Annotated in this window: 18 protein-coding genes; 7 read left to right on the plus strand and 11 right to left on the minus strand. The window is 33.1% G+C overall.

Going from position 1 to position 22,323, the window contains the following annotated elements; all coding sequences use genetic code 11:
• Nucleotides 1–534: 534 nt before the first annotated feature.
• The 3 genes from ACKTTV_RS03785 to ACKTTV_RS03795 all read right to left on the minus strand — a co-directional run bounded on the left by ACKTTV_RS03785 (nucleotide 535) and on the right by ACKTTV_RS03795 (nucleotide 5,205).
• Nucleotides 535–2,787: an inorganic phosphate transporter gene (locus tag ACKTTV_RS03785; protein ID WP_408029482.1), complete on the minus strand. Its 2,253-nt coding sequence runs from the start codon at nucleotides 2,785–2,787 to the stop codon at nucleotides 535–537.
• Nucleotides 2,788–2,864: 77 nt separating this feature from the next.
• The gene (locus ACKTTV_RS03790; protein WP_408029483.1) at nucleotides 2,865–4,100 is read right to left on the minus strand and encodes a porin; all 1,236 of its coding nucleotides are present in this window, start codon (nucleotides 4,098–4,100) and stop codon (nucleotides 2,865–2,867) included.
• 220 nt (nucleotides 4,101–4,320) lie between these two features.
• Nucleotides 4,321–5,205 (minus strand): metallophosphoesterase, encoded by an 885-nt coding sequence (locus ACKTTV_RS03795; RefSeq protein WP_408029484.1) that lies wholly within the window; start codon nucleotides 5,203–5,205, stop codon nucleotides 4,321–4,323.
• Between the two features lie 197 nt (nucleotides 5,206–5,402).
• Here ACKTTV_RS03795 and ACKTTV_RS03800 point away from each other — a divergent pair, with 197 nt between their 5' ends.
• Nucleotides 5,403–7,487, plus strand: a complete 2,085-nt coding sequence (locus tag ACKTTV_RS03800) for a M20/M25/M40 family metallo-hydrolase (protein WP_408029485.1) — start codon at nucleotides 5,403–5,405, stop codon at nucleotides 7,485–7,487.
• A gap of 58 nt (nucleotides 7,488–7,545) precedes the next feature.
• Here ACKTTV_RS03800 and ACKTTV_RS03805 read toward each other — a convergent pair whose 3' ends face one another.
• Both ACKTTV_RS03805 and ACKTTV_RS03810 read right to left on the minus strand, forming a co-directional pair.
• Nucleotides 7,546–8,889, minus strand: coding sequence for a DUF5689 domain-containing protein (locus ACKTTV_RS03805; RefSeq protein ID WP_408029486.1), 1,344 nt, complete (start codon nucleotides 8,887–8,889; stop codon nucleotides 7,546–7,548).
• 23 nt (nucleotides 8,890–8,912) lie between these two features.
• Complete coding sequence (locus tag ACKTTV_RS03810) at nucleotides 8,913–11,672, minus strand: carboxypeptidase-like regulatory domain-containing protein (RefSeq protein ID WP_408029487.1); 2,760 nt, start codon at nucleotides 11,670–11,672, stop codon at nucleotides 8,913–8,915.
• A gap of 128 nt (nucleotides 11,673–11,800) precedes the next feature.
• On the opposite strand from ACKTTV_RS03810, the gene ACKTTV_RS03815 reads away from it, so the two are divergent.
• Entirely contained in the window at nucleotides 11,801–12,847 is a 1,047-nt protein-coding gene (locus tag ACKTTV_RS03815; RefSeq protein WP_408029488.1) for an endonuclease/exonuclease/phosphatase family protein, read from the plus strand.
• Between the two features lie 21 nt (nucleotides 12,848–12,868).
• Here ACKTTV_RS03815 and ACKTTV_RS03820 read toward each other — a convergent pair whose 3' ends face one another.
• The 3 genes from ACKTTV_RS03820 to ACKTTV_RS03830 are packed head-to-tail and all read right to left on the minus strand — an operon-like array spanning nucleotide 12,869 to nucleotide 15,383.
• Nucleotides 12,869–13,213: a hypothetical protein gene (locus ACKTTV_RS03820; protein ID WP_408029489.1), complete on the minus strand. Its 345-nt coding sequence runs from the start codon at nucleotides 13,211–13,213 to the stop codon at nucleotides 12,869–12,871.
• A gap of 53 nt (nucleotides 13,214–13,266) precedes the next feature.
• Nucleotides 13,267–14,952, minus strand: a complete 1,686-nt coding sequence (recJ, locus tag ACKTTV_RS03825) for a single-stranded-DNA-specific exonuclease RecJ (RefSeq protein WP_408029490.1) — start codon at nucleotides 14,950–14,952, stop codon at nucleotides 13,267–13,269.
• A gap of 5 nt (nucleotides 14,953–14,957) precedes the next feature.
• Nucleotides 14,958–15,383, minus strand: coding sequence for an OsmC family protein (locus ACKTTV_RS03830; protein WP_408029491.1), 426 nt, complete (start codon nucleotides 15,381–15,383; stop codon nucleotides 14,958–14,960).
• Nucleotides 15,384–15,507: 124 nt separating this feature from the next.
• Between ACKTTV_RS03830 and ACKTTV_RS03835 the strand changes: the two genes are divergently transcribed.
• Together ACKTTV_RS03835 and ACKTTV_RS03840 are read left to right on the plus strand one after the other, a co-directional pair.
• Entirely contained in the window at nucleotides 15,508–16,098 is a 591-nt protein-coding gene (locus ACKTTV_RS03835) for a carboxymuconolactone decarboxylase family protein (protein WP_408029492.1), read from the plus strand.
• Nucleotides 16,099–16,311: 213 nt separating this feature from the next.
• Nucleotides 16,312–17,319 (plus strand): hypothetical protein, encoded by a 1,008-nt coding sequence (locus tag ACKTTV_RS03840; RefSeq protein WP_408029493.1) that lies wholly within the window; start codon nucleotides 16,312–16,314, stop codon nucleotides 17,317–17,319.
• A gap of 40 nt (nucleotides 17,320–17,359) precedes the next feature.
• Here ACKTTV_RS03840 and mscL read toward each other — a convergent pair whose 3' ends face one another.
• The 3 genes from mscL to ACKTTV_RS03855 are packed head-to-tail and all read right to left on the minus strand — an operon-like array spanning nucleotide 17,360 to nucleotide 19,513.
• A complete protein-coding gene (gene mscL / locus ACKTTV_RS03845) occupies nucleotides 17,360–17,761 on the minus strand; it encodes a large-conductance mechanosensitive channel protein MscL (RefSeq protein WP_408029760.1) in 402 nt (133 codons plus the stop codon).
• A 50-nt stretch (nucleotides 17,762–17,811) separates the two neighbouring features.
• Nucleotides 17,812–18,912, minus strand: coding sequence for an alanine racemase (gene alr, locus ACKTTV_RS03850; protein ID WP_408029494.1), 1,101 nt, complete (start codon nucleotides 18,910–18,912; stop codon nucleotides 17,812–17,814).
• Nucleotides 18,905–19,513 (minus strand): thymidine kinase, encoded by a 609-nt coding sequence (locus tag ACKTTV_RS03855; protein ID WP_408029495.1) that lies wholly within the window; start codon nucleotides 19,511–19,513, stop codon nucleotides 18,905–18,907. The genes alr and ACKTTV_RS03855 overlap by 8 nt, the downstream gene beginning before the upstream one ends.
• A 101-nt stretch (nucleotides 19,514–19,614) precedes the next feature.
• Between ACKTTV_RS03855 and ACKTTV_RS03860 the strand changes: the two genes are divergently transcribed.
• The 3 genes from ACKTTV_RS03860 (at nucleotide 19,615) to ACKTTV_RS03870 (ending at nucleotide 22,322) form a co-directional block, all read left to right on the plus strand.
• Nucleotides 19,615–20,544: a hypothetical protein gene (locus ACKTTV_RS03860; protein WP_408029496.1), complete on the plus strand. Its 930-nt coding sequence runs from the start codon at nucleotides 19,615–19,617 to the stop codon at nucleotides 20,542–20,544.
• Nucleotides 20,545–20,672: 128 nt separating this feature from the next.
• The gene (locus ACKTTV_RS03865) at nucleotides 20,673–21,281 is read left to right on the plus strand and encodes a DUF4254 domain-containing protein (protein ID WP_408029497.1); all 609 of its coding nucleotides are present in this window, start codon (nucleotides 20,673–20,675) and stop codon (nucleotides 21,279–21,281) included.
• A gap of 6 nt (nucleotides 21,282–21,287) precedes the next feature.
• Nucleotides 21,288–22,322 carry a glycosyltransferase family 9 protein gene (locus ACKTTV_RS03870; protein ID WP_408029498.1) on the plus strand — a complete coding sequence of 345 codons (1,035 nt, stop codon included), beginning with the start codon at nucleotides 21,288–21,290 and terminating at the stop codon, nucleotides 22,320–22,322.
• The last annotated feature ends 1 nt before the right edge of the window (nucleotide 22,323 follow it).

The following is a 22,323-nucleotide window of genomic DNA, read 5'->3' on the forward strand; positions in this document are numbered from 1 at the left end:
ACTAATCATTGAACAATTACTCAGGCTACTCTTACAAAGAGTTTTTAATAATTTACATTTTACTAACCTTAACTAAAGACAAAATTACTTAATGTAGGAATAGATAAGTAAAAGTCCTTTTGCAGAGGGATAAAAGTACTAAAATAGCCATAACAACTTTATCCTAAAAATGTTAAGCTTTTCAAAAAAAACAAGTATCTTGGCAGTAATACAATTTGATAATCAATTCACAATAAGGATTATTCCGTTGTGAAAACACTCAAGGCGGCAGCAATGTCGCCTTTTTTTATCTATATAATAGTTTTCATGCTCTTTTAAAACTAACGCTCCAGCAATTATATCATTATTATAGATTACCATTTCAAGTTCTTCTTTGGTAACATTTCCCAATTTACTCGATAGGCTTTTTTGGGCAAAAGAAGCAAGACTAACAAATCCCAAAAAAACAATAATATATTTTTTTCATCAGCTATTTTTTTAATTAAAAAACCCTTGCAATTATATTGCAAGGGTTCAAAAACAAAAAACTAACTGTTATTGTAAATCTTTAGAACTTATATGAAACTCTTCATAAGTTTCAAGTAAACTTACAAGACCTGATACTAAATCTTGTGTTTCTAATAAAATACTAAAGTATAATGTTGTATTTTTTGGACTTGTTTCATCCGTTCTAATTCTATCTACTTGCTTTTCTATTGAACGAGAAACCTCTTTCAATAATGCACGCTTTTCTTCAATAATGGCTGCAAGTTTATCAAAATTACGTTGCTCAAAAACATCTTTAATGTTTCCAAGTAACGATGATAAAGTGCCATCAATTTCTTTTAAATCTTTTAACTGACCTTTTTTAAGGTTCTTGTGATTGTTATTAACGTGTTTGTATGTTGCTCTGGAGATATAACTAATAGACTGCGCTACATCTTGTAAATAACCAAGAATTAAAATGTAGAATCTACTCGCTTGAACTGAACTATCATCTAATGATTTGATAAAATAGAATACACCGTCTTTTAAGCTATCAATTTCATCATTTAACTTTGTAACGTGCTTATCCGTTTTACGTAACTTAATCAAATCATGATTAGCTAAATCATTTACTACACTCGAGAATAATTTATTGATTCTTGCAGCAACTCCAGCAATATGATCCGAACTTTCTTCAATTACACCATTGATAGATATTAACTCAGCTCTTTCAACATAAATCTGTTTCTTTTCTTCTTTTGACTTTCTTGAGTACATGATACTTGTTCTTGTAACTAACCCAATGATTAATAACAATAACACTGGTATCATTGCAATATGCCAGCTAATTAAATAAGCTACAATACCCGCTGCCGTGAATGCAACGATTGCTGTTAAAAACCAACCACCAATTACATTGAATACACCAGCAACTCTATATACAGCACTTTCACGCCCCCAAGCTCTATCAGCTAACGAAGTACCCATTGCTACCATAAATGTTACATAAGTAGTTGATAAAGGTAATTTCATTGAGGTTGCTATAGAAATTAAAATACTGGCCATAATTAAATTTACAGCAGCTCTTACCAAGTCAAAAGCTGGTAACTCATACACTTTATCTTTCGGTAGTTTAATTGTCGGTTTCTCAAATTTTGAATTAATATAATTTTGAGTTTTAGATGGTATTACTAGGTTAATTCCTTGGTTAGTAAACATAGCCAACCTCACCACTATTCTTGATAAGTTATTAGGCTGGAACTTTTCTTGCCCTTCACCTTGTCTTGATAAGTTAATTCCTGTTTCAATTACGGCCTTTGCTTTTTTAGAAGTCCATAATGTAATTACCATTACAGCTCCTGCTAATAATAGTAACCAAACGTTAGAAGGTACTTTTTTTGCTAAAACACCCATTGAAAACTGATCAGCAGCAACACCTGATGCTTGCCAAGCCTCATAAGAATTTAAGGCAGCAATAGGCACACCGATAAAGTTTACCAAGTCATTTCCTGCAAATGCCATTGCCAAAGAAAATGTTCCGACAGCAATAATAACTACCAGTATATTTACTTTAAAAAACTTAACTATTGCATGTGATATTAACGCCCAAAGAGCAAAACTTCCCGCAACAATTGCTACAGAGTTCCCTTCAATTAGACCTTTTACATTTCCATAGAATGGCGTTCCTTTTAATCCTTTAATAATAATGAAGTAAGTAATTGCAGTAATAGCAAATCCTCCAAATAAAGCATTGATATACGCAGGTCTTTTTTCAAAATCAAAAGAATAAATCAATCTTGAAAAATACTGAACGATTGCCCCGACTGTGAATGCGACAATTACCGAAATAACAATTCCAGAAATGATTTCCATCGCTTTCTTATCATTAATATAAGACCAAATATCAGCAATTGTTTGAGTGTCACTTGCTGAAATTTTTATCAAGGCCATTGCCACAGCTGCCCCTAGTAATTCAAATACAATAGATACGGTTGTTGATGTAGGCATTCCAAATGAGTTAAAGATATCGAGTAGTAGAATATCTGTAATCATTACTGCCATAAATATGTACATAATTTCTTCAAACATGAACATATTTGGGTTAAAAATACCCTTACGTGCCACTTCCATCATACCACTTGAAGTAACCGCTCCAATGAACACTCCAAAACTGGCAATAATCATAATTGTTTTAATTGGTATTGCCTTTGAACCAATTGCTGAATTTAAAAAGTTAACGGCATCGTTACTTACCCCCACAACTAAATCCGCTAAAGCTAAAACAGCTAGCGCGACAAGCATTAAAATATATGGATCTCCCATTCTGTAGTTTATAAATTTAGTGATGCAAAATTACTAACACGTAAAATCACAAATGTTATTTTTATGTTATCATTTTTTTAAAAGTGAATATCTACTTGAAGTCGATATAAAAACCTATTATCAGTAAACATTTCATCGATATAACTAATATCTGTTTGAACTTTTAATTTATGTCCTACGATATACTTTGAAAGACCTAATGTGTAATTATTTACATCAGACTTCCCTGTTAATTCTCCAAAAGAAACATTACCATATCTTCCAGAAACTTCCCAGTTCTTTTTGAATAAATAACCTCCTTGTAAATTCAAAGCACTTCCTTCTAAAACGGATACTTGACTTCCATTATCATCTAAAGCTAAAGACCCATCAGAGTTTTTTGCTATAGCGTCTTTCGCATCTCTGTACGCATACTCCCCCATAAAAGAGAACCCTTTGTATTTAAACATCGCATCAGCAAAAATGGTTGAAATATTGGTTTCATGAAAACCCACATCATTCCTCATATAACTTCCCATATTACTTCTAGTTTTCACTGCTTTATTATTGAAATCATAGGTAACTCCTACTGCTAGTTTAGGCTTCTCTTCTCTCTTTAAATCAGCTCCTTTATAATCTCCCTTTGACCCTGTAAACATACCAAATGGTAGCATTTCAATTCTTGAAGTATACTGGAAACCACCAAGATTTCCTGTAGTAATATTTCTACCTTCACCTTGAGAAATCGCAAAAATTTCTCTGACTAAAAATTTATCTGTTAAATTAAAGTGATGTCTTAATTGCATTCCCATATCACGATCAATATTAAAATGTCTGTTCAATAACGATCGATCTACTAATTGCATATCTCCTGATGAAATAACTCGTTCACGGTTACCTGGAAGTTTCGTTTGCCCCATCCAAAGTTCAAAATTTTCATAGAAATTCCACTTTACTACGGCATCATAAATTACACGAGGTGCGTTGTTTGTAAACTCGTTAGCACCTCCAATATCATTGTTGGATAAACCTAACTCTATTTTATAAGTTAACTTGGGAGAAAAAGCAAATCCATTAAATTTTAAACGCGCTCTCCTAACGGCGAATGAAGTAGATGACTCCGCTCCAGGTTCTGCACTCCAATTTGCTTTTGTTAAAAACTGCATTCTTGCGGAAAATTTCATTGACCAAGTACTGTCTTTATCAACAATATTCAAGATTCCTTTTCCAAATTTCTTTGTATTGATAGTAGTAGGTTGCTCCGCGATTTTTTGTGAATAGACGCTCAAAGACGCAAGCATGCCCATAGAAATGAGCACGTTTTTATAGTTCATTAGATTTAGTTTTTGTCGGTCGCAAAGAACCAAACCCAACGTTAATTAAATGTTAAGTCAATGTTATTAAAAAACTGCTTTGGCCAAATACAGTACGCCATATTAAATAGTCGACAAAAACTAAATTATGACTAGTTCTCAAATTTAAAGATGGACAAAACTACCTCTTCATCGTTATATAACGATTAACTTAACCTTAAATAATTGTTATCTTAACATGTTATATATAATGAGATAAACTACTCGGTCCTTCCAAAACATCTCTTTTAATTTGCATTACACCACTACTATTTGTTACCAAGTGCCATTTGACCAGCGTAATTTCATTATTTTCAATCTCTAATCCAGTAATACATCGAGGATGAACACAACTTCCATCATTAAAATGCGGTGGTTCATTTGTTGAAGGAAATCTTGGTCTGTGAGTATGTCCAGTAACAATCATCTGATTATTATTTTCCTTAACCCACTTCTCTAATCGACGCTCCACTCTAATTAATCCTTTATGGTTTTGAGCAGGACTCGTTGGATCTTTTACTCCAAGAACTTGCAAGGGTCTCCATAATATTCTAACTAAAAACCTACTAAGTTTCCAAAAGTTATAGTTGAACCAATCGGCTTGGTGTCCGTGCAATAAAAAAATACTCTTACCATCATTTTGCGTAAGTCGAATACCTTCAGAAAAAGAAGCTCCTATCATAAACTCCTTTTCTTTGTCATCAACCGTATCGTAATAGTAATGTAAGTTCTTAGCAATCTTCTTTGGATTTCTATAATCCATATCATGATTTCCCCAAATAAAATGTAACCGCCCCTGCTCGTGAAATTCTTTTAATAAAAGATAAACATCTTTATTTGCATTAAAAATGGCGTCGAACTTATTTTCCCATAACTCATCGCCATCACCAAGTTCAATATAGGTGAATTGTTTATTTAAATATTCTGATAAGGCATAATGGTAAATTTTTCTGTTATGAGAAAAATCATCAGCGAAACTATTATCGCCTCGATGGCAATCAGAAAATAAAATATATTTCGAATCCTTAGAAAGATCCAATTTTCTTGCATTTAAAAAAGCCCTAGAAATTCTATGATTTGAAGACATAACCTTACCTTTTACTATGATAAAGATGCAGAAAAATTTTCAAAGCTATTTACAATGAAAACACCCTACCTCAACTTTTTGCATTTTACTCAAATAAAAAAACGCACTTACCTTCTGATTATAAATAAGATACACTATTTTTAACCCTAAACTTATTCATAAGTTTACGAATAAAATAAACTTTAAACCCTTCTAAAATGAAAAACAAGTATTTACTTATTTGTATGGCATTTCTATGCCTAAATTTGAGCAAGACTTATGCTCAAAAAAATGACATGTTTTATGGCACTATTGAAACAGAATATGCTGTAAGGTTGAAAAAATTAGCCCCAAATGATATCAAAATCATTTCCTCCTTAAATGGATATAGCGCCGTTAAACTGAGTGATAAAGCTGCTGAAAAACTACATCACATGGTTTTAACTCATGGGCCTGGTTTTATTTTTGAGAAATCGGAAGCGCAGGCTTTGAACACAATTCGCAATCATCAAGCCAGAAGACAGCAGAAAACAGCTAGCTATTCAATTTCCGAAGATCAACTGGTCAATCAAGGGATTGCTTTGGTTAACAATGCTAATATTGATACTCATATAAGAGAGTTAGAAGCTTATGGAACAAGGTATCATACCACACAAAAAGCGAGGCAATCAGTTTTGGACTTAAAACAAAAATGGGAAACGATTTCCAGTGGTCGAACAGATGTTTCTGTTAAAATTGTGGAACATCAAAGTACTTCTATGCCTTCTGTTGTGATGACAATTCAAGGTCAAGATTTACCAAATGAATACGTAATTATTGGTGGACATATTGACTCTGTAAGTCCTGAAAGAGAAACCAATGCACCTGGTGCTGATGACAACGCCTCTGGGATAGCCACCATTACAGAAGTTGCACGCGTATTATTTCAAATGAATTTCAAACCAAAACGAACTATTGAGTTTATGGCATATGCCGCTGAAGAAGTTGGTTTAAGAGGTTCAAGAGAAATAGCCGAAGATTATAAGAACAGAAATGTAAATGTTCTTTCTTATGTTCAATTCGACATGACAAACTATAAAGGCTCTCAAAAGGATGTATATATTTCTGATGACAGTTATAACAGTACTGCATTAAATTCTTTTTTGGCGAGTTTAATGGATCATTACAATACTTCGGGAGATCATAAATTTACTTATGATTATACAAGATGTAATTACGGGTGTTCTGACCATTATAGCTGGGCTCAACAAGGATACCCTGCGGCTTTTCCTTTTGAGGCTTCTTTTAACGGATCAAATCCATATATTCATACCACTAGAGATACCTCCGACAGGTTTCCTACTGCAAACGCAATACATGCAGCTAAGTTTGCAAAACTTGGACTTGAGTACTTAATAGAGGTAGCAAAAAGTAAAGGAAGTGTAACCACTCCTTCTTATTGTACTTCAAAAGGTAATAATGTTAGCGATGAGTACATTCAAAATGTTACCATTGGGAGTATTAACAACAACTCTTCAGCTCAAACTGGTTATCAGGATTTCACTTCTCAAAATACAGAACTAAAACAGAATACTTCTCACACGATTAGCATCACTCCAAAATGGACAGGAAGAAGTTATAAAGAAGGGTATGCCGTATGGATTGACCTCAACCAAGATTCGGATTTTGAAGACGCTGGAGAACTCGTATGGAGTAAAGCAGCCTCAACAGAATCACCTGTAAGTGGAAGTTTTAGTATTCCTTCAACAGCAAAACTTGGAAAAACCAGAATGCGTGTTAGCATGCAGTACAACAAAATCTCATCTCCATGTGGATCTTTTAACTATGGTGAAGTTGAAGATTACTCTGTAACTATTGCTGAAGGTGGAGGAACAGATCCTGATCCTGATATTTGTGCTGGTGTACCTCAATACAACGCCAATCAAAATTATCAAACTGGCGATCGAGTAGTGTATTTTAACACTCTATACGAAAGAACCTCTAGCGGTTGGAGACGAATTGGAACTTGTGGAACAACGAGAACTAACAGTCTTGATGTTGTTCCAACCTTGGTAAATAATAACGAAGTTATATTGGTTTCTCCAAATCCTTTGAAAGGGAAAGTGTTTTCAGTTCAAGTACAAAATGAATTATGGAAACATAAAAAAGTAACCATATATAATGCTAATGGTAAACTATTGCACACAATATCAATGAAGAATAATAAACAAACAATTGATATTACAGATTTTTCCTCTGGAATTTATTTTATTTCCCTTTCTAACACCAGCAATACTTATACCCAACAATTAATTAAAGAATAGAATAAACGCATAAATTCATAAAGAACCCGAGTCAAATGGCTCGGGTTTTATATTTTCTTTAGTTCTCAGAAACCTTGACTTTTTCAATATTCAAGGTCATATTTTCATTATTTGTATCACTCCCAGTATACTTAAAAGCAATATAAGCAGTCCCTGAATACGTTGATAAATCTATTTCACCCGAATCAGTAAATGTAAACCAAGATGAGAAATTTTCCAGATAACTAACCTTAAACGATAATGGTATCCAAGTAGCGTTTCCAATTCCATCTTCTTCACCACTAAAATCTGTAGAAATTAGTACTTCCAATGGATCGTGCCCTTCATCTGGATACGCATGTTGTGTTTGAAATGTTAACACTTCTCCCTGATGTTCATCTAAATTAATTCCAGGTGTTATCAACCAAGCAATATTTAAATTATCTCCTGAACGAAACGGATTAAACTCAGCATAACCATTTCTTTGATATACTTTTTCTGTCCAAACTTTAGACCCAGCCTCGGCATAGTTAATCCATCCATCAATATCTAGATTCGTATTGTTTGTTACATTTTGAAAATCTTCACCAAAAACAGGATCACATCTACTTTCAGTAAAATCTACATCGTTGGTATCTCTAATAAACAACTGAAAATCTCCTCTATAATTTCCAACTATCGCAGTTATCTTTCCACTCATATCCGGAATAGACTGAGCTTTGAAATCGGCAAAGCCACTATTTCTCATTATTATACGCTCTCCGTCAGTACAGCTATTAAATACTCGATTTACATTGAAAGTGTTATCCAAATCTCCATACATCTGTCCTTTATTCTCTGCTTGCATATTACTTAAAGTAATGAGCATGCTTATATGCGATTTGTTCAAATCGGCTACGCTATTTATTTCTCTCGGTATAATTTCAACAACTTCAGAAGATCTTAAAACATAATCCTTTTCCACATCTTTAAAAAAAGGTATTCTTTCAATAGTTGCTCCGTTAATTTTACCAATTTCCAACACACCATTATTGTCATGCATTCCCAAACCATCTAGCTTTATGTACACCTTTCTTCCAACGTTATAAAAAGTGTACATATCAACCGCATCAATGGATATTTGAATAGCAGCCGTTGGGTTTTCCGGTTTGTTCTGAATGGTCAACGTTTTATATATGTTTCCAGCTTCATCACTCGATACAACAAAGCCTTCTATTGTCAAACCACTTCCCATTGAATCAAAATCTAACACATCATTACCACTGTCTTCAAAGGTTGCTATTAATGTTTCAATAGAACTATTAACGGTTACGTTTGGCTCTTCTATTTCAATTTCTGGCAGGCTGTAATCTCCAGTATCTATACATGAAATAACTATTCCAAAGAGAAGGAATAAAACGGTCAATTTAATTATACTTTTCATTTTCATTTTTTGTTTACTTTAAATTAAAATCTTACATAGACATTCATAAAATACGTTGTTCCTCTTCCGTACCAATATTTATTTCCAAAGATTGGTGCCGACAAATCAGCATCAGCCTTAGCGGTTCTGTAATTGGCATTTCTGCCTTGTTCAAAACCACCAGATTTGTATTCTCTGTTAAGTAGGTTATTAATACTCGCGAAGAAACCTAGATAGTAATCTCCAATTTTCCAAGATTTACCGCCCACCATGTTTACCATCATATAACTTTCGAACTTTTCTTGTGTTAAAAGTCTTCGAGCAATTTCAGGGTTGTAATCAGAAAATTGAATCCCGTCGGAATCAACGGCAAAGTTTTGTGTTCTTTTTAAAGGAGCCACATCAACAAAAGTATCGTCCAAATAATTCGCAGTAGCTCCGAACCACCAATAATCTGGATCACGATATTCAAAACCTATGGAATATGCTTTTTGAGGACCAGAGGCGATTCTGTAATTTTTTAAATAGGTTTTTTGAGTCGATTGAAAGCTATTGGGCAATGAAGAGTCTGAAGTAAGATAGATTAATGGATTATTGCTATAAATATATTGACCAATGTTTGCCGCTCCTTTCAATTTTATTGATGGCGTTAGTGATGCTTCAACTCCAAACTCAGTTCCAAAATGTCTTTTTTCAATTCCTGTAAGGATCTCTTGAACAAAAGCCGCATTATTTCCTCCAATTCCGTCAGCAAAAAAAAATGCTATTTCAGTAGCATCTTTAATGCCAATATAATATCCGCTAAGCTTTGCCTTTAAATTAGGTGTTCGTAAAATATAGCTCATATCAAAAGACATAATGTTTTCACTATTCAAATTACTCACCGTTTCGTTGTTTTCTCTTGGATTTGAAAATGAATTTCTTAATGTTGGTGCCTTAGAAATATAGCCTCCATTAATATCTAATAAGTGACTGCCAGAAAATTTATAGGTAAGTCCAGATTTCATGCTGAAATTGGTAAACTGTAGTTTTTCTGATTTTCCAAATGAATTATTAACAAAACTTCCATTTTGGTACAAACCCTCTCTTTGATAAGTAGTTCTTGAAATATTAGTAGCAGCATAAAAATCCATTTTTCTATAGGTGAATTGTCCCTGCAAAAAAGCGCTAATCACTTCCGAATTTAAAATATAATTGTACGCAAAACGATCTCCTGTTACTACCAGTTTATTTGGGTTTCTTAAATCATTTTGTTTTGAGATTAAATCTGTTCCAAAAGTGTCAACATCCAAGAAACTCTGTCCCCCTAGTAAGTCGAGTACATTGGCAAAATTTTCTGATGTTACTCCTGTATATTGAACTTTGCCATTCAACGTAATGTTGTCATTTAATTCGCTCGAAAAAATGGTATTCACGGAAAGTTGATTGTCATCATTTCTATCTTCATATAAAATATACTTTGAGTTTGTACTTTCTGTTCCCGCTAGGTTTTGACGAATCATTTCATCCCAATTCCATTGCCCATCATTTAAAAATTCTTGTAATAAATCATATTCCGTTCCAGTTCCATTTCTCAAGGCGAAACTTGGTAATTTCTGATAATATGTTGGATCTGGATTCGACCCTCCCCCAATTGGCCATCCATTTACCAATCTACTTCCATTAAAATTAATTTTACTATTACCTATTCGCCCTGTTTGATAAGAAAAATTAGTGTTTAACTTTGTATTTTCAGACACATTCCAATAATGGTTTAGTATTGCAATAGGTTCGAACAAATTTCTCACTCTTGAATTTCTTGCTTCTCCATTTTGATATCCCCAGTACGGATTGTATTTACCACCTTTTAGATCAAAAACTTCTTGAGTATATGGAGCAGACTTACCTCTTTTGTTGGTCGCTGCAATCAAAGAAACATTTAAACTATGACTTTCATTGATTCGCTTTTCCACAGATAAAAACATGGAATTCGCATCGTAAAATGTACCATCAACATATCCTTCATTTCCAGCTCGTCTCCCTCCAGAAATTGCAAAAGCCCATCCATTCTTTGATAAACCCGAAGCATAAGTCCCCATTATTCGATGTCTATAACTTCTATTCGAAGAGGCATAAGAAATCCGAATCCCCTTTGCATACTCAGAGGCTCTTGTATTAATATTCGTAGTTCCCAAAACACCTCCAAAAGAATAAATCGAAGGAGTTATTCCACTATTGAACTCCTGATTCCTCATAACATGGTTTAAACCTCCCCAGTTACTCCATTGTGGTCTTCCATTGTAAATTTTATTTACTTCGACTCCGTTAATCAGCACTTTCCCATATTCAGAATCTAACCCTCTTACTCTAAAAAACGATGAGCTCCATTCGAAAGCGGCCGTTCTTAAATAGGTATCATCTGATGACTGTAATAATCCAGTAATATTATCTGCTATACTGGTATCATCATTAAGCTCATTATCTGTTATGCTTATAATGCTTAAATCCTGATCCTCTTTAAGATCTTTGTATAATAAAATAATTCCGAGGTCAATGTTTTCTCCCGATAACTGTACTGGGTAATTTTGTGTTTCGTATCCTTTAAATGATATGCTTATATGATGTTTCCCATTTGGAATTTTCTTCAAAATGAAACTACCATCGCTTTTTGTTATTTGATCTACAATTTCTTTTATACCAACTGAAACACCTTTCAAAGGCTCTTCAGAACCTTCTTTTAAAACGATTCCTCTTATAATATTTTGAGAATTTACAGAAAAGCAGACACAAAACAACAAGACAATTGTTGTCCTAAAATTTTTCATAGCAATTAAATATTTTAGTTAAGTTCTCTATTATGAGAATTCTAAACTACAAAAAAATAAATAAATCATTCAATATCAACTGATTTCAATTAAGTTTTTACCTTACTTTTGGTTAAAAATTCATCACAATGAAAAAAAATATACTTTTTGTAATTTTAAGTTTCTCCTTCATATTATGCTATTGTCAAGAAAGTAAAACATTTAAAATAAGAACTATTGCTTTTTATAATTTAGAGAATTTGTTTGATCCATATGACGACCCAAATAAAGAAGATGAAAAAAGTCCAATCATGGAAATTGAAGGCAATCGAGAAAAAGTATATCGAGATAAAATTGATAAATTAAGTAGTGTTATTGCTGAGATTGGTAAAGAAAAAGCCAATACGAGTCCTGCAATATTGGGCGTTGCTGAAATAGAAAATAAAAAAGTTCTTGAAGATTTAATCTCTTCCGATAATTTAAAGGATAAACAATACGGAATAGTTCATTTTGACTCTCCAGATAAACGAGGTATTGATGTTGCCTTATTATATCAACAAAAGTATTTTAACCCTATTCATTATGAGGTTTTTAATCCGAATATTTATCGCGAAAACAAAAAAGTATACACACGTGATATATTATTAGTTTCTGGATATTTAGATAATGAATTAATTCATGTTATTGTGAATCATTGGCCCTCGAGAAGACGAGGTGCTGCAAAGACGAATCCTTCAAGAGAAAAGGCTGCTTATAAAGTGAGTCAGATTATTGAACAAATTAAATTGAATGATCCAAATCCTAAGATTTTAATAATGGGAGACTTCAATGATGATCCTACCAACTCAAGCTTTAAAAAAGTTTTAAAAACAAAATCTAAGAAAAAAAATGTATCGGAAGGAGATATTTTTAACCCCTACGAAGATATGTTTCGCAGGGGTTTCAGTACATTAGGTTATAGAGGTAAATTTAATCTATTCGATCAAATAATGTTCACTTCTCCTATATTAAATAAGGGGAATAAAGATTTTACAAACTTTAAAATGTTTAAATCTGGCATTTTCAACAAGCGTTTTCTAACAGAAAAAGCAGGAAAATTTAAGGGGTATCCATTTCGAAGTTTTTCTTATGGAAAGTATACAGGAGGCTATAGTGATCATTACCCAGTATATTTATACCTAATTAAAGAAAATTAAAGCTTGGCATTACCAGGCTTATTAGTTTTTACATAAATCGTTTAGATAGTTATTCATTCTAATTTGGAATAAAGTTCCTCTTAATAGGTCTTCAATCTGAGAAAGTTCAGATATTGATACCGCCATGCTCACCTTATCAGAAGGTGTTTGCAACAAAAGAGACCTACAAGATCCAGATGCTTCACAAGAAACACAAGAGCCTTGAACTTTAGCATCACAAATTTTATCTATAAATAGTTCAATTTCTTCAGTTGTTAAATGAAAACCTGTATCTCTAAATATGATTTGAGTTAGGTTAGATCGGACCTCTCTCCAACGAAAAGAAATACCAATATCATTATTATATATTTTATATATACCGTCCATAATCAATTTAATTCTCGAGCAAATATAATTAATTTAGATTAATTCTAAATAAACTATTTTAAATCTTTTAGAACTAATTGTATTGACGTTACTCCATTCCAAGTATTTTCATCTAGGCAATACGCTATATCAAACCCATTTTCAACCAAATCTATTTTCGATCCTAAACTAAAACCTATAGCACCATATGTTCTTCTGTCAGCTCCATAAATAATATTGAGTTTTAGATGGCTCTTGTCACTTCCCACTTGTTTACCATACCCATTATCTCTAACACTTGAACTATAAAATATAGGTTTCATATTTTGCGGACCAAAAGGTGCCATTTGTTGTAGAATTCTATAAAACTTAGGAGTTATTGAGCACAAATCTAATTCCGCATCTATTCCAATCTCTGGTGTCAATAAGTCCTTGGATATTGATTTAGCAACAACTTCTTCGAATTTTCTCTTGAAGTCTTCGTATTGTTCTGGTAAAATGGTCAATCCAGCTGCATATTTATGCCCTCCAAATTGAACTAAATATTCTGAACAGGCCTCTATTGCATTATACACATCAAATCCCTTGACCGACCTAGCAGAAGCTGCTAACTTATCTCCACTTTTTGTAAATACAATTGTTGGTCTGTAAAATGTTTCTGTTAATCTGGAAGCAACTATTCCGATAACACCTTTATGCCAATTTTCATCATATACTACCGTAGTAAATTTTTCTTCTTCATTATTATCTTTTATCTGAATTAACGCTTCTTCAGTAATTGCGGCATCTAGTTCCTTTCGATCAGCATTAAACTTTTCTATGTTCGCGGCCTCTTCTAAGGCTGCTTCATAATCGAGTTCGGTTAATAAACTTACAGCAAAGTTTCCATGCTTTATTCTTCCAGCTGCATTGATACGTGGTGCTATAACAAATACCACATCTGTAATTGTTAATTCCTTTTTCTCTAATTGATGAATAATAGCTTTTATCCCGTTTCTAGGAGCTGTATTAATTACTTGAAGTCCAAAATAAGCGAGTACTCTATTTTCTCCAGTTATAGGAACAATATCAGCAGCCACAGCAGTGGCTACCAAATCTAAATAAGGAATTAAATTTTCAATTACTCCATCGTTCCTATATTCCAACGCCTCTATTAACTTAAAACCAACTCCACAACCACAAAGTTCCTTATATGGATACGAGCAATCTACTTGTTTCGGGTTTAAAACAGCCACGGCATCGGGAACTTTTTCACCAGGTTTATGATGATCACAAATGATAAAGTCTACATTCTTCTCTTTTGCATATTGCACTTTATCAATAGCTTTAATTCCACAGTCTAATGCTATAATTAATTGAAACCCGTTATCTGCTGCAAAATCAACACCTTGCAATGAAACTCCATATCCTTCTTTGTATCTGTCTGGAATGTAAGTTGCCACATTAGAACACCTCTCGATTAAATAAGAATACATAAGTGAAACAGCTGTAGTTCCATCTACATCATAGTCTCCATACACCAAAATATTCTCTTTATTTTGAATAGCCTTTTCAATACGCTCAACAGCTACATCCATATCCTTCATTAGAAAAGGATCATGTAAATTCTCAAGTGAAGGACGAAAAAAATCCTTGGCTTCATCAAATGACTTGATACCTCTCTGTACCAATAATTTCGACAAAACTTTATCAATTCCCAGTTCACTAGCTAATTTTTCAACCTCTTCTTCATTAGGTTCTGGTTTAAATTTCCATCGCATGCAATTTATTTTTTATGAAAATGTATATCTATTTTAACCTCTGCGAACTTTCGAAACATTTCCATAACTCCACAATATTTTTCCACAGATAAATTCACAGCTTTTTCAATTTTATCTTCTTTCAAATCATTACCTGTAAAGTGGTAATCAACCCAAACTGTATGATAGTACTTTGGATGTTCCTCAGTTAATTCTCCTTTAACAACCATTTTAAAATCCTCTACTTCAGCTCTCATTTTCTTTAAGAGTGCTACTATATCCAAACCTGAACACCCAGCTAAAGATGACAACATCATTGCTTTTGGCGCCAATCCAGATGCATCACCTCCATTTTCTTCAGTGGTATCAATAATAGCACTGTGTCCCAAAGGATTATCCGTTTCAAACGCCATTTTCTCCTTCCAAGTAGTAGTAACCGTATGTTCTGCCATAATATTTTATTTTTGCTGTTTACGTAATTTTATATGATATTTACCGACTTTGCTTTGTAATTGCAAAGTTTTATAAAACAAACTTACTGTAAAAAAATATCAATAAAAACAAAAAGTATAGACTATGCCATTAGTAAACCCTTTATCAGCCGATCACGATCTGCAAACAAAAGAACTAGCTGATTTTTTCAATGAAACTTTAGGCTTTTGCCCAAATTCGGTTTTAACAATGCAACATAGACCTGCCATTTCACAAGCTTTTATCAATTTGAATAAAGCTGTAATGGAAAATAAAGGACGAGTTACTTCAGCACTAAAAAGAATGATTGCTTGGGTTTCAAGTAATGCTACAGGATGTAGATATTGCCAAGCCCATGCTATTAGAGCTGCAGAACGCTATGGAGCAGAACAAGAACAATTAGATAATATTTGGGAGTACAAAACTCACCCTGCCTTCAGTGATGCGGAAAGAGCCGCTTTAGATTTTTCTTTGGCAGCCAGTCAAGTTCCGAATATGGTTGATGAAAACATTAATACTGAACTTCATAAATATTGGACCGAAGGAGAAATTGTAGAAATGCTTGGTGTTATATCTTTATTTGGTTATTTAAATCGTTGGAATGACTCTATGGGTACTAGTATTGAGGATGATGCGGTTGAAAGTGGAAAAAAATACCTAGAAAAAAACGGTTGGAATAAAGGTAAGCATTTATAATTTTTTTTTATATCTTAGAGCAAAACAAAAGTCTTCTCTCTGCATAGAGAAGACTTTCTTTTAACCTTAAATAGATGTCCCCCCACAGTTCACCTAAACTAAGTCTTAGAGCAAATTAAAAAAGATTTAGACAATAGGTGGTTGCGAATAATGCAAAATCAACAAAACTCTTTTTGCATTTTTTAAGTTGGACAACACTATTTAAGAGACATTATGGGTATAGAAAAAGATAAACTCTTTAACGTTATTAAGCAAAAGTTGCCTAAAAACGTACTTTTTACAGAGGAAATCGCGGATGTATTGGATGTGAGTTATGATGCTTCTTATAGAAGGATCAAGGGAAGAACGTCATTAACTTTTAAGGAAGCTGTCAAACTAGCAAGACACTACAAGATATCGTTAAACGAATTGTATGACTTGCCCTCGGACAACTCTTTGTTAATTAATAAGAACAAGTTTCAAGATAATATTGATGGGCTTATTCATTTTTACAAGGAACTTTCTTACTATACCAAAACCTTTCATTCATCAGATAGGACACAAGTTGTTTATTCTGCGAAGGACATCCCTTTTTATCATGTAAAAACAACTAATCTTTATTGGAAATTTAGAATTTATGTGCATTTAAACTTTTCACAGAATAATTCAATTAATAACAAGGTTTCGTTTTACAACTTTAACCCAAAATTTGCTGCCATTGAGGAGGCTAATAATTTTAGGGAAACGTTTAAATTAACCGATATTGTTGATATTTGGAGTGATACCACTATTGATAGTTCACTGTACCAGATATTTTACTTTTTCCGAACGAAAACGTTGAGGAAAGAAGAAGCATTGTTGTTATGTGATGAAATTAATTCAATTATTAAAGAAATAGAATACAATGTTACTAACATGAATTCTGATAACTTGCCTAGTAAGAAAAAACTCAGGTATACACTTTACTACAGTAAATTATTGAATCTAAATCACACTATTTTCTTTAAAAACGAAATAAAAAAAGGTGTTCTGATGCCTTATGGTTCGTTTTCTCATATAAAAATTGAAGACTCAAATATATGTGATGAAATGGATTTGTATTTGCAAAAGCAATTGCAACTGGCTAAAAAGATATCAGGAGAAACGGAAATAGACAGGAAAGTATTCTTTACAACGATGTACGAAAAAATAGATCAATTAAGAAATGAGATTAATTCCAAGATTCTTATTTCATTCTTATAAGAAAAAAGCCTTGAGAACTTTCTCAAGGCTTTTTTAATGATTATTTTTTTAATAAATCTCTTATCTCTGTAAGTAACTCTTCCTGACTTGGTCCTTTTGGCTCCTCTGGAGCAGGCTCTTCTTTTTTCTTCATTTTATTGATTCCTTTCACAATCATAAACATTACAAAAGCAACAATAATGAAGTCAATAATATTGGTCAAAAATTCTCCATAGAGCAGCGCTACTTCTCCTACTACTTCGCCAGCATCATTTGCTACACCGTCTTTAAGAATTAATTTTAAATCTTTGAAGTCGGCATTAAATAATAAACCGATTAAAGGAGAAACAATTCCCCCTGTAAAAGAAGTTACAACTTGTTTAAAAGCGGCTCCCATAACGAAACCAACTGCAATATCTACCAAGTTGCCTTTCATCGCAAAGTCTTTAAACTCTTTGAGCATTCCCATATTTTATGATTTTACTGTTAAATTGATTTAAATGTATAAAAAAATTAGTGTTTCACCAATCTTTTAATTCGCTGAGACATAGCAGTTAAAATCTCATAAGGTATCGTTTCACATTTGTGCGCCATGTATTCAACATGTTGTTGGTGATTAAAAATTACCACCTCATCACCTTCTTTGCAATCTATTTTGGTAACATCAACCATAATCATATCCATACAAACATTTCCTATTATAGGTGCAACTTGATTATTGATTACCACAAATCCATTCTTATTACCTAATCTACGAGAAATTCCATCCGCATGTCCAACTGGAATCGTAGCGCTTTGTGTAGGCTGACTAGCAACAAAAGCTCTATTATAGCCAACCGTTTCTCCTGGTTGAATAAGATGTATTTGAGAAATAATTGATTTAAGGCTGTGTGTATTCTTCAGCTTTGCAGTTTCTTCAGGCGTATTTCCAAAGCCATATAAGCCAATTCCTAAGCGAACCATATCAAACTGCGCTTTTGAATAATTTACAACACCTGAAGTATTCAAAATATGAATCATTGGTTCGTATCCCAAATGCGTATAAATCTGTTTTACGATATAAGCAAAGTTGTTAATTTGCCCAACGGTAAATTCCTGTTCATTCAAATCTTCACTTGCTGCCAAATGAGAAAAAACAGATTGCACCTTTACATTATTGGATTGCTTTAGCTCAGCTAAAATTGTTGGAACATCTGAATGCCAAAACCCTAATCTGTTTAACCCAGTATTAAACTTTATATGAATTGGGTAATTCATTAAAGGTCGTTCATCTGCTAGTTTTAAAAAGGCATCAAATATTTTAAAGTTATATAGATTTGGTTCTAAATAATGCTTAACAATCAATTCTAAATTCTGAATTTGTGGATGTAAAACTAAAATAGGAGTTTTGATTCCAGCTTCACGCAATAACACACCTTCATGTGAATATGCTACTGCGAAATAATCCACCTCATCTTGAACAATTTTTGCAATTTCAACCGCCTCACTTCCATAACCAAAAGCTTTTACAACAGCCAACATTTTCGTTGTTGGATTCAGTTTTTGTTTGAAATAATTTAAGTTGTGCAAAACTGCATTTGCATCTATTTCTAATACAGTAACGTGATTATTCATCTGAGTTATCTTTTTCGGTTTTAGAATTTTTCATTGCTTTATAATATGCAGCTCTACTAAGTGGTTCGTATTCTTGCGTTTCTCCAAGCATAACAAGGTCATCATTTGCCGCTTTCCTATAGCTATAATGAGCCAAATTCCCTGTTCTAGTACACACGGCATGCACCTTAGTTACATATTCGGCCGTTGCCATTAAAGCGGGCATTGGACCAAATGGGTTTCCTTTAAAGTCCATATCCAAGCCAGCAACAATCACTCGAATTCCTCTGTTAGCTAAATCATTACATACAGCCACAATCTCATCATCGAAAAATTGTGCTTCATCAATACCAACAACATCAACATTGTTAGCCAAAAGTCGGATATTAGAAGAAGCTGGAACGGGTGTTGAGCGAATTCTATTTTCATTATGAGACACAACTTCGTCCTCGTCGTAGCGAGTATCTACCTCCGGTTTGAAGATTTCAACGCGTTGCTTTGCTAATTGTGCCCTTCTTAAGCGTCTAATAAGTTCTTCCGTTTTCCCAGAAAACATTGAGCCACAAATTACTTCTATCCACCCAAATTGTTCTGTATAATTTACTGTATTTTCAAGAAACATTTTGTAATTTTAAGCTCTGTTATTAACATTTATTTTTACTTTCGAATAGAGAACAAATTTATTAAAATTTAAGAGCAAAACTTAAAAACATAAAACAACTTATGCACAAAAAATTAGCCTCCGATTTAACAAGTTTAGCACACAGCATTTTAAAAATGAAAAATAAGGAAGATGTGTTAGCACTTAAGGAAAAAGCATACGAAGTTTATGAAAAACTTTCAGTTTTAGCTTATGTAGAGGAGTATATAAACACCACTCCGAATGCAGATGTTACGAAAGAAGAATTAATAAACAAGGTAGTTGAAGCCGAGGAGAGAAAAGAAGCGATTGAAACCAAAAAAGCAGAAGCTATCAAAGAAGAAGTGGTGAATGCCCCTATAAACGAGGTAATTCCAGAAAAGCAAATAATTGAAGAACCTTTAACTCCTGAAAAACCTGTTGCCGAGACTGCTGTTGAAACTCCTGAAGAAATCAAGGAAATAGAAAAGGAGACTATTGTGAAGCATGTTTTAGAGGAAGAGCCTGAACAACCGAAACCTGAGGAACCAAAAAAAGTTGAGGAAACTCCTGTTCAAAAAAGTGAGCCTGCTACAAAAGTTGAAGAAATAACAGAACAACCTTTTGACGAACTGGAGGATTTACTATTTAGTAAAAAAGATGATACTACTAAAAATGATGTTGAAGATATAGGCAAGCGTAAAACTCCTACTCTAGAAGAGGAATTAAATGATACACTTCCTGTTGATGTGATGGCCAACCTTTTTGAAAAGGTTGAACCTAAAAAATCATTAAACGATCATTTACAAAATACAATTCAAATTGGTCTTAACGATAGAATTGCTTTCGTGAAGCACTTATTCGAAGGAAATCAAACAGATTTCAATAGAGTTATTTCTCAATTAAATACCTGCAAAACTGAAAAAGAGGCGAAGAAATTCATTAACAAATTGGTAAAGCCTGATTACGATTGGTCTGAAAAAGAAGAATACGAAACAAGGTTGTTTGAGATTATTGAAAGACGCTTTGCTTAAAATAAGTGTAGTTATTTCATTTTTCTTAGCTTAGAGTGGTCAAACTGCTTTAAGTTTCTTTTACAACTGAAGTAAAGGTTCATATAATTTATATATAGTACCTTTGACCTTTAAAGTAATTTTTGAACATGTTTACAGATAGAGCGAATAAGATTTTTCAAGAAGTAATTAATGACTATCATATCATTGACGATGTATATCAAGAGTTCACCAATAAATATAGTGAACAAGATGATTTACTTGGTCATTTACTTTACAGAAAGTGTTGGATTGACACTGTTCAATGGCATTATGAAGATATAATTAGAGATCCAAATATAGATCCTGTTGCTGCCTTAGATTTAAAGCGAAAAATAGATGCTTCAAATCAAGACAGAACAGATATGGTTGAATATATTGATGCCTATTTTTTAAAAAAATACAAAGATGTTTCAGCAAAAGATGATGCTACAATAAATACTGAAAGCCCGGCTTGGGGTATTGATCGACTTTCTATTTTAGCTTTGAAGGTATATCACATGAATGAAGAGGCTAATCGTTCTGATGCCTCAGAAGAACATAAAAACAACTGTCTGGAAAAACTTAATGTTTTACTTGAACAGCGTACAGATTTATCTTTGGCTATAGACACACTTTTAAAAGACATTGAAAATGGAGATAAGTATATGAAAGTGTATAAGCAAATGAAAATGTACAATGACGATGAGCTAAATCCAGTACTTAGATCTCAAAAGTAATTTCATTTGAAATCTACTGCAAAACATATATTGGTAATACGTCTCTCAGCCATGGGAGACGTTGCCATGACTGTGCCTGTATTAAGAGCTTTATTAAATCAATATCCCGATGTAAAAGTTACTGTTGTAACGCGATCTTTTTTTAGTCCTTTTTTCGATGATTTGGAAAGAGTTTCCATTTTTTGCCCTGACCTAAAAGGAAAACATGAAGGTTTTTGGGGCTTGTTTAGGCTTCATAAGGAATTGTTGCGCTTGAATATTGATTATGTTGCCGATCTACACAATGTTCTGAGGTCAAAAGCGCTAATCGCTCTCTTCAAAATTAAAGGCTATAAATCTTATCAAATTGATAAAGGGAGGAAAGAAAAAAAGGAATTGACCGCTCCAGATCAAAATAAAAGACGAATACCTCTTAAATCTACCCATGAGCGTTATGCTGATGTATTTAGAAAATTGGGATATGCTATTGATCTATCATATCCATATAAAGTTTCTAAAAAAAACATCCCCAGCTCAATAAAAGACCTTATCAAAGATCAAAAATCAATAGGTATAGCGCCATTTGCAGCTTATGAAAGTAAAAGTCTACCAGAAACTAAATTAAACGAGCTTATTGACGACCTGAGCAACCTTAATAACACAAATATATTACTATTTGGTGGGGGCAATGAGCAAAAGCAACTGTTCGAATCTATTGAAAGCAAATATGACAATGTATACTCTCTAGTTCAAAAAGTAAGCTTTAAGGAAGAACTTGACATCATAGCAAACTTAAGCGTAATGATTTCTATGGATTCAGGAAATGGTCATATGGCAGCCATGTATGACGTTCCTGTAATTACGATTTGGGGGGTAACACATCCTTATTTAGGTTTCACACCATTTAAACAACCTATAGAAAATCAAATCCTGCCAGATTTAGAAAAGTATCCATTAATTCCGACTTCTGTTTACGGTAAAGATTTCCCTGATGGATATCTGAATTGCTTTGATACCATTAACATTGATGATATTATTTCGCAGATAAAAAAGTACCTCTAAA

The organism is Tenacibaculum xiamenense, from assembly GCF_964513065.1.
Classification (GTDB): Bacteria; Bacteroidota; Bacteroidia; order Flavobacteriales; family Flavobacteriaceae; genus Polaribacter; species Polaribacter xiamenense.

Excerpts from the sequence above, each read along its gene's own strand:
- ACKTTV_RS03785 (WP_408029482.1), bottom strand. The coding sequence starts at position 2,787 with ATGGGAGATCCATATATTTTAATGCTTGTCGCGCTAGCTGTTTTAGCT.
- ACKTTV_RS03790 (WP_408029483.1), bottom strand. The coding sequence starts at position 4,100 with ATGAACTATAAAAACGTGCTCATTTCTATGGGCATGCTTGCGTCTTTG.
- ACKTTV_RS03795 (WP_408029484.1), bottom strand. The coding sequence starts at position 5,205 with ATGTCTTCAAATCATAGAATTTCTAGGGCTTTTTTAAATGCAAGAAAA.
- ACKTTV_RS03800 (WP_408029485.1), top strand. The coding sequence starts at position 5,403 with ATGAAAAACAAGTATTTACTTATTTGTATGGCATTTCTATGCCTAAAT.
- ACKTTV_RS03805 (WP_408029486.1), bottom strand. The coding sequence starts at position 8,889 with ATGAAAAGTATAATTAAATTGACCGTTTTATTCCTTCTCTTTGGAATA.
- ACKTTV_RS03810 (WP_408029487.1), bottom strand. The coding sequence starts at position 11,672 with ATGAAAAATTTTAGGACAACAATTGTCTTGTTGTTTTGTGTCTGCTTT.
- ACKTTV_RS03815 (WP_408029488.1), top strand. The coding sequence starts at position 11,801 with ATGAAAAAAAATATACTTTTTGTAATTTTAAGTTTCTCCTTCATATTA.
- ACKTTV_RS03820 (WP_408029489.1), bottom strand. The coding sequence starts at position 13,213 with ATGGACGGTATATATAAAATATATAATAATGATATTGGTATTTCTTTT.
- recJ (WP_408029490.1), bottom strand. The coding sequence starts at position 14,952 with ATGCGATGGAAATTTAAACCAGAACCTAATGAAGAAGAGGTTGAAAAA.
- ACKTTV_RS03830 (WP_408029491.1), bottom strand. The coding sequence starts at position 15,383 with ATGGCAGAACATACGGTTACTACTACTTGGAAGGAGAAAATGGCGTTT.
- ACKTTV_RS03835 (WP_408029492.1), top strand. The coding sequence starts at position 15,508 with ATGCCATTAGTAAACCCTTTATCAGCCGATCACGATCTGCAAACAAAA.
- ACKTTV_RS03840 (WP_408029493.1), top strand. The coding sequence starts at position 16,312 with ATGGGTATAGAAAAAGATAAACTCTTTAACGTTATTAAGCAAAAGTTG.
- mscL (WP_408029760.1), bottom strand. The coding sequence starts at position 17,761 with ATGCTCAAAGAGTTTAAAGACTTTGCGATGAAAGGCAACTTGGTAGAT.
- alr (WP_408029494.1), bottom strand. The coding sequence starts at position 18,912 with ATGAATAATCACGTTACTGTATTAGAAATAGATGCAAATGCAGTTTTG.
- ACKTTV_RS03855 (WP_408029495.1), bottom strand. The coding sequence starts at position 19,513 with ATGTTTCTTGAAAATACAGTAAATTATACAGAACAATTTGGGTGGATA.
- ACKTTV_RS03860 (WP_408029496.1), top strand. The coding sequence starts at position 19,615 with ATGCACAAAAAATTAGCCTCCGATTTAACAAGTTTAGCACACAGCATT.
- ACKTTV_RS03865 (WP_408029497.1), top strand. The coding sequence starts at position 20,673 with ATGTTTACAGATAGAGCGAATAAGATTTTTCAAGAAGTAATTAATGAC.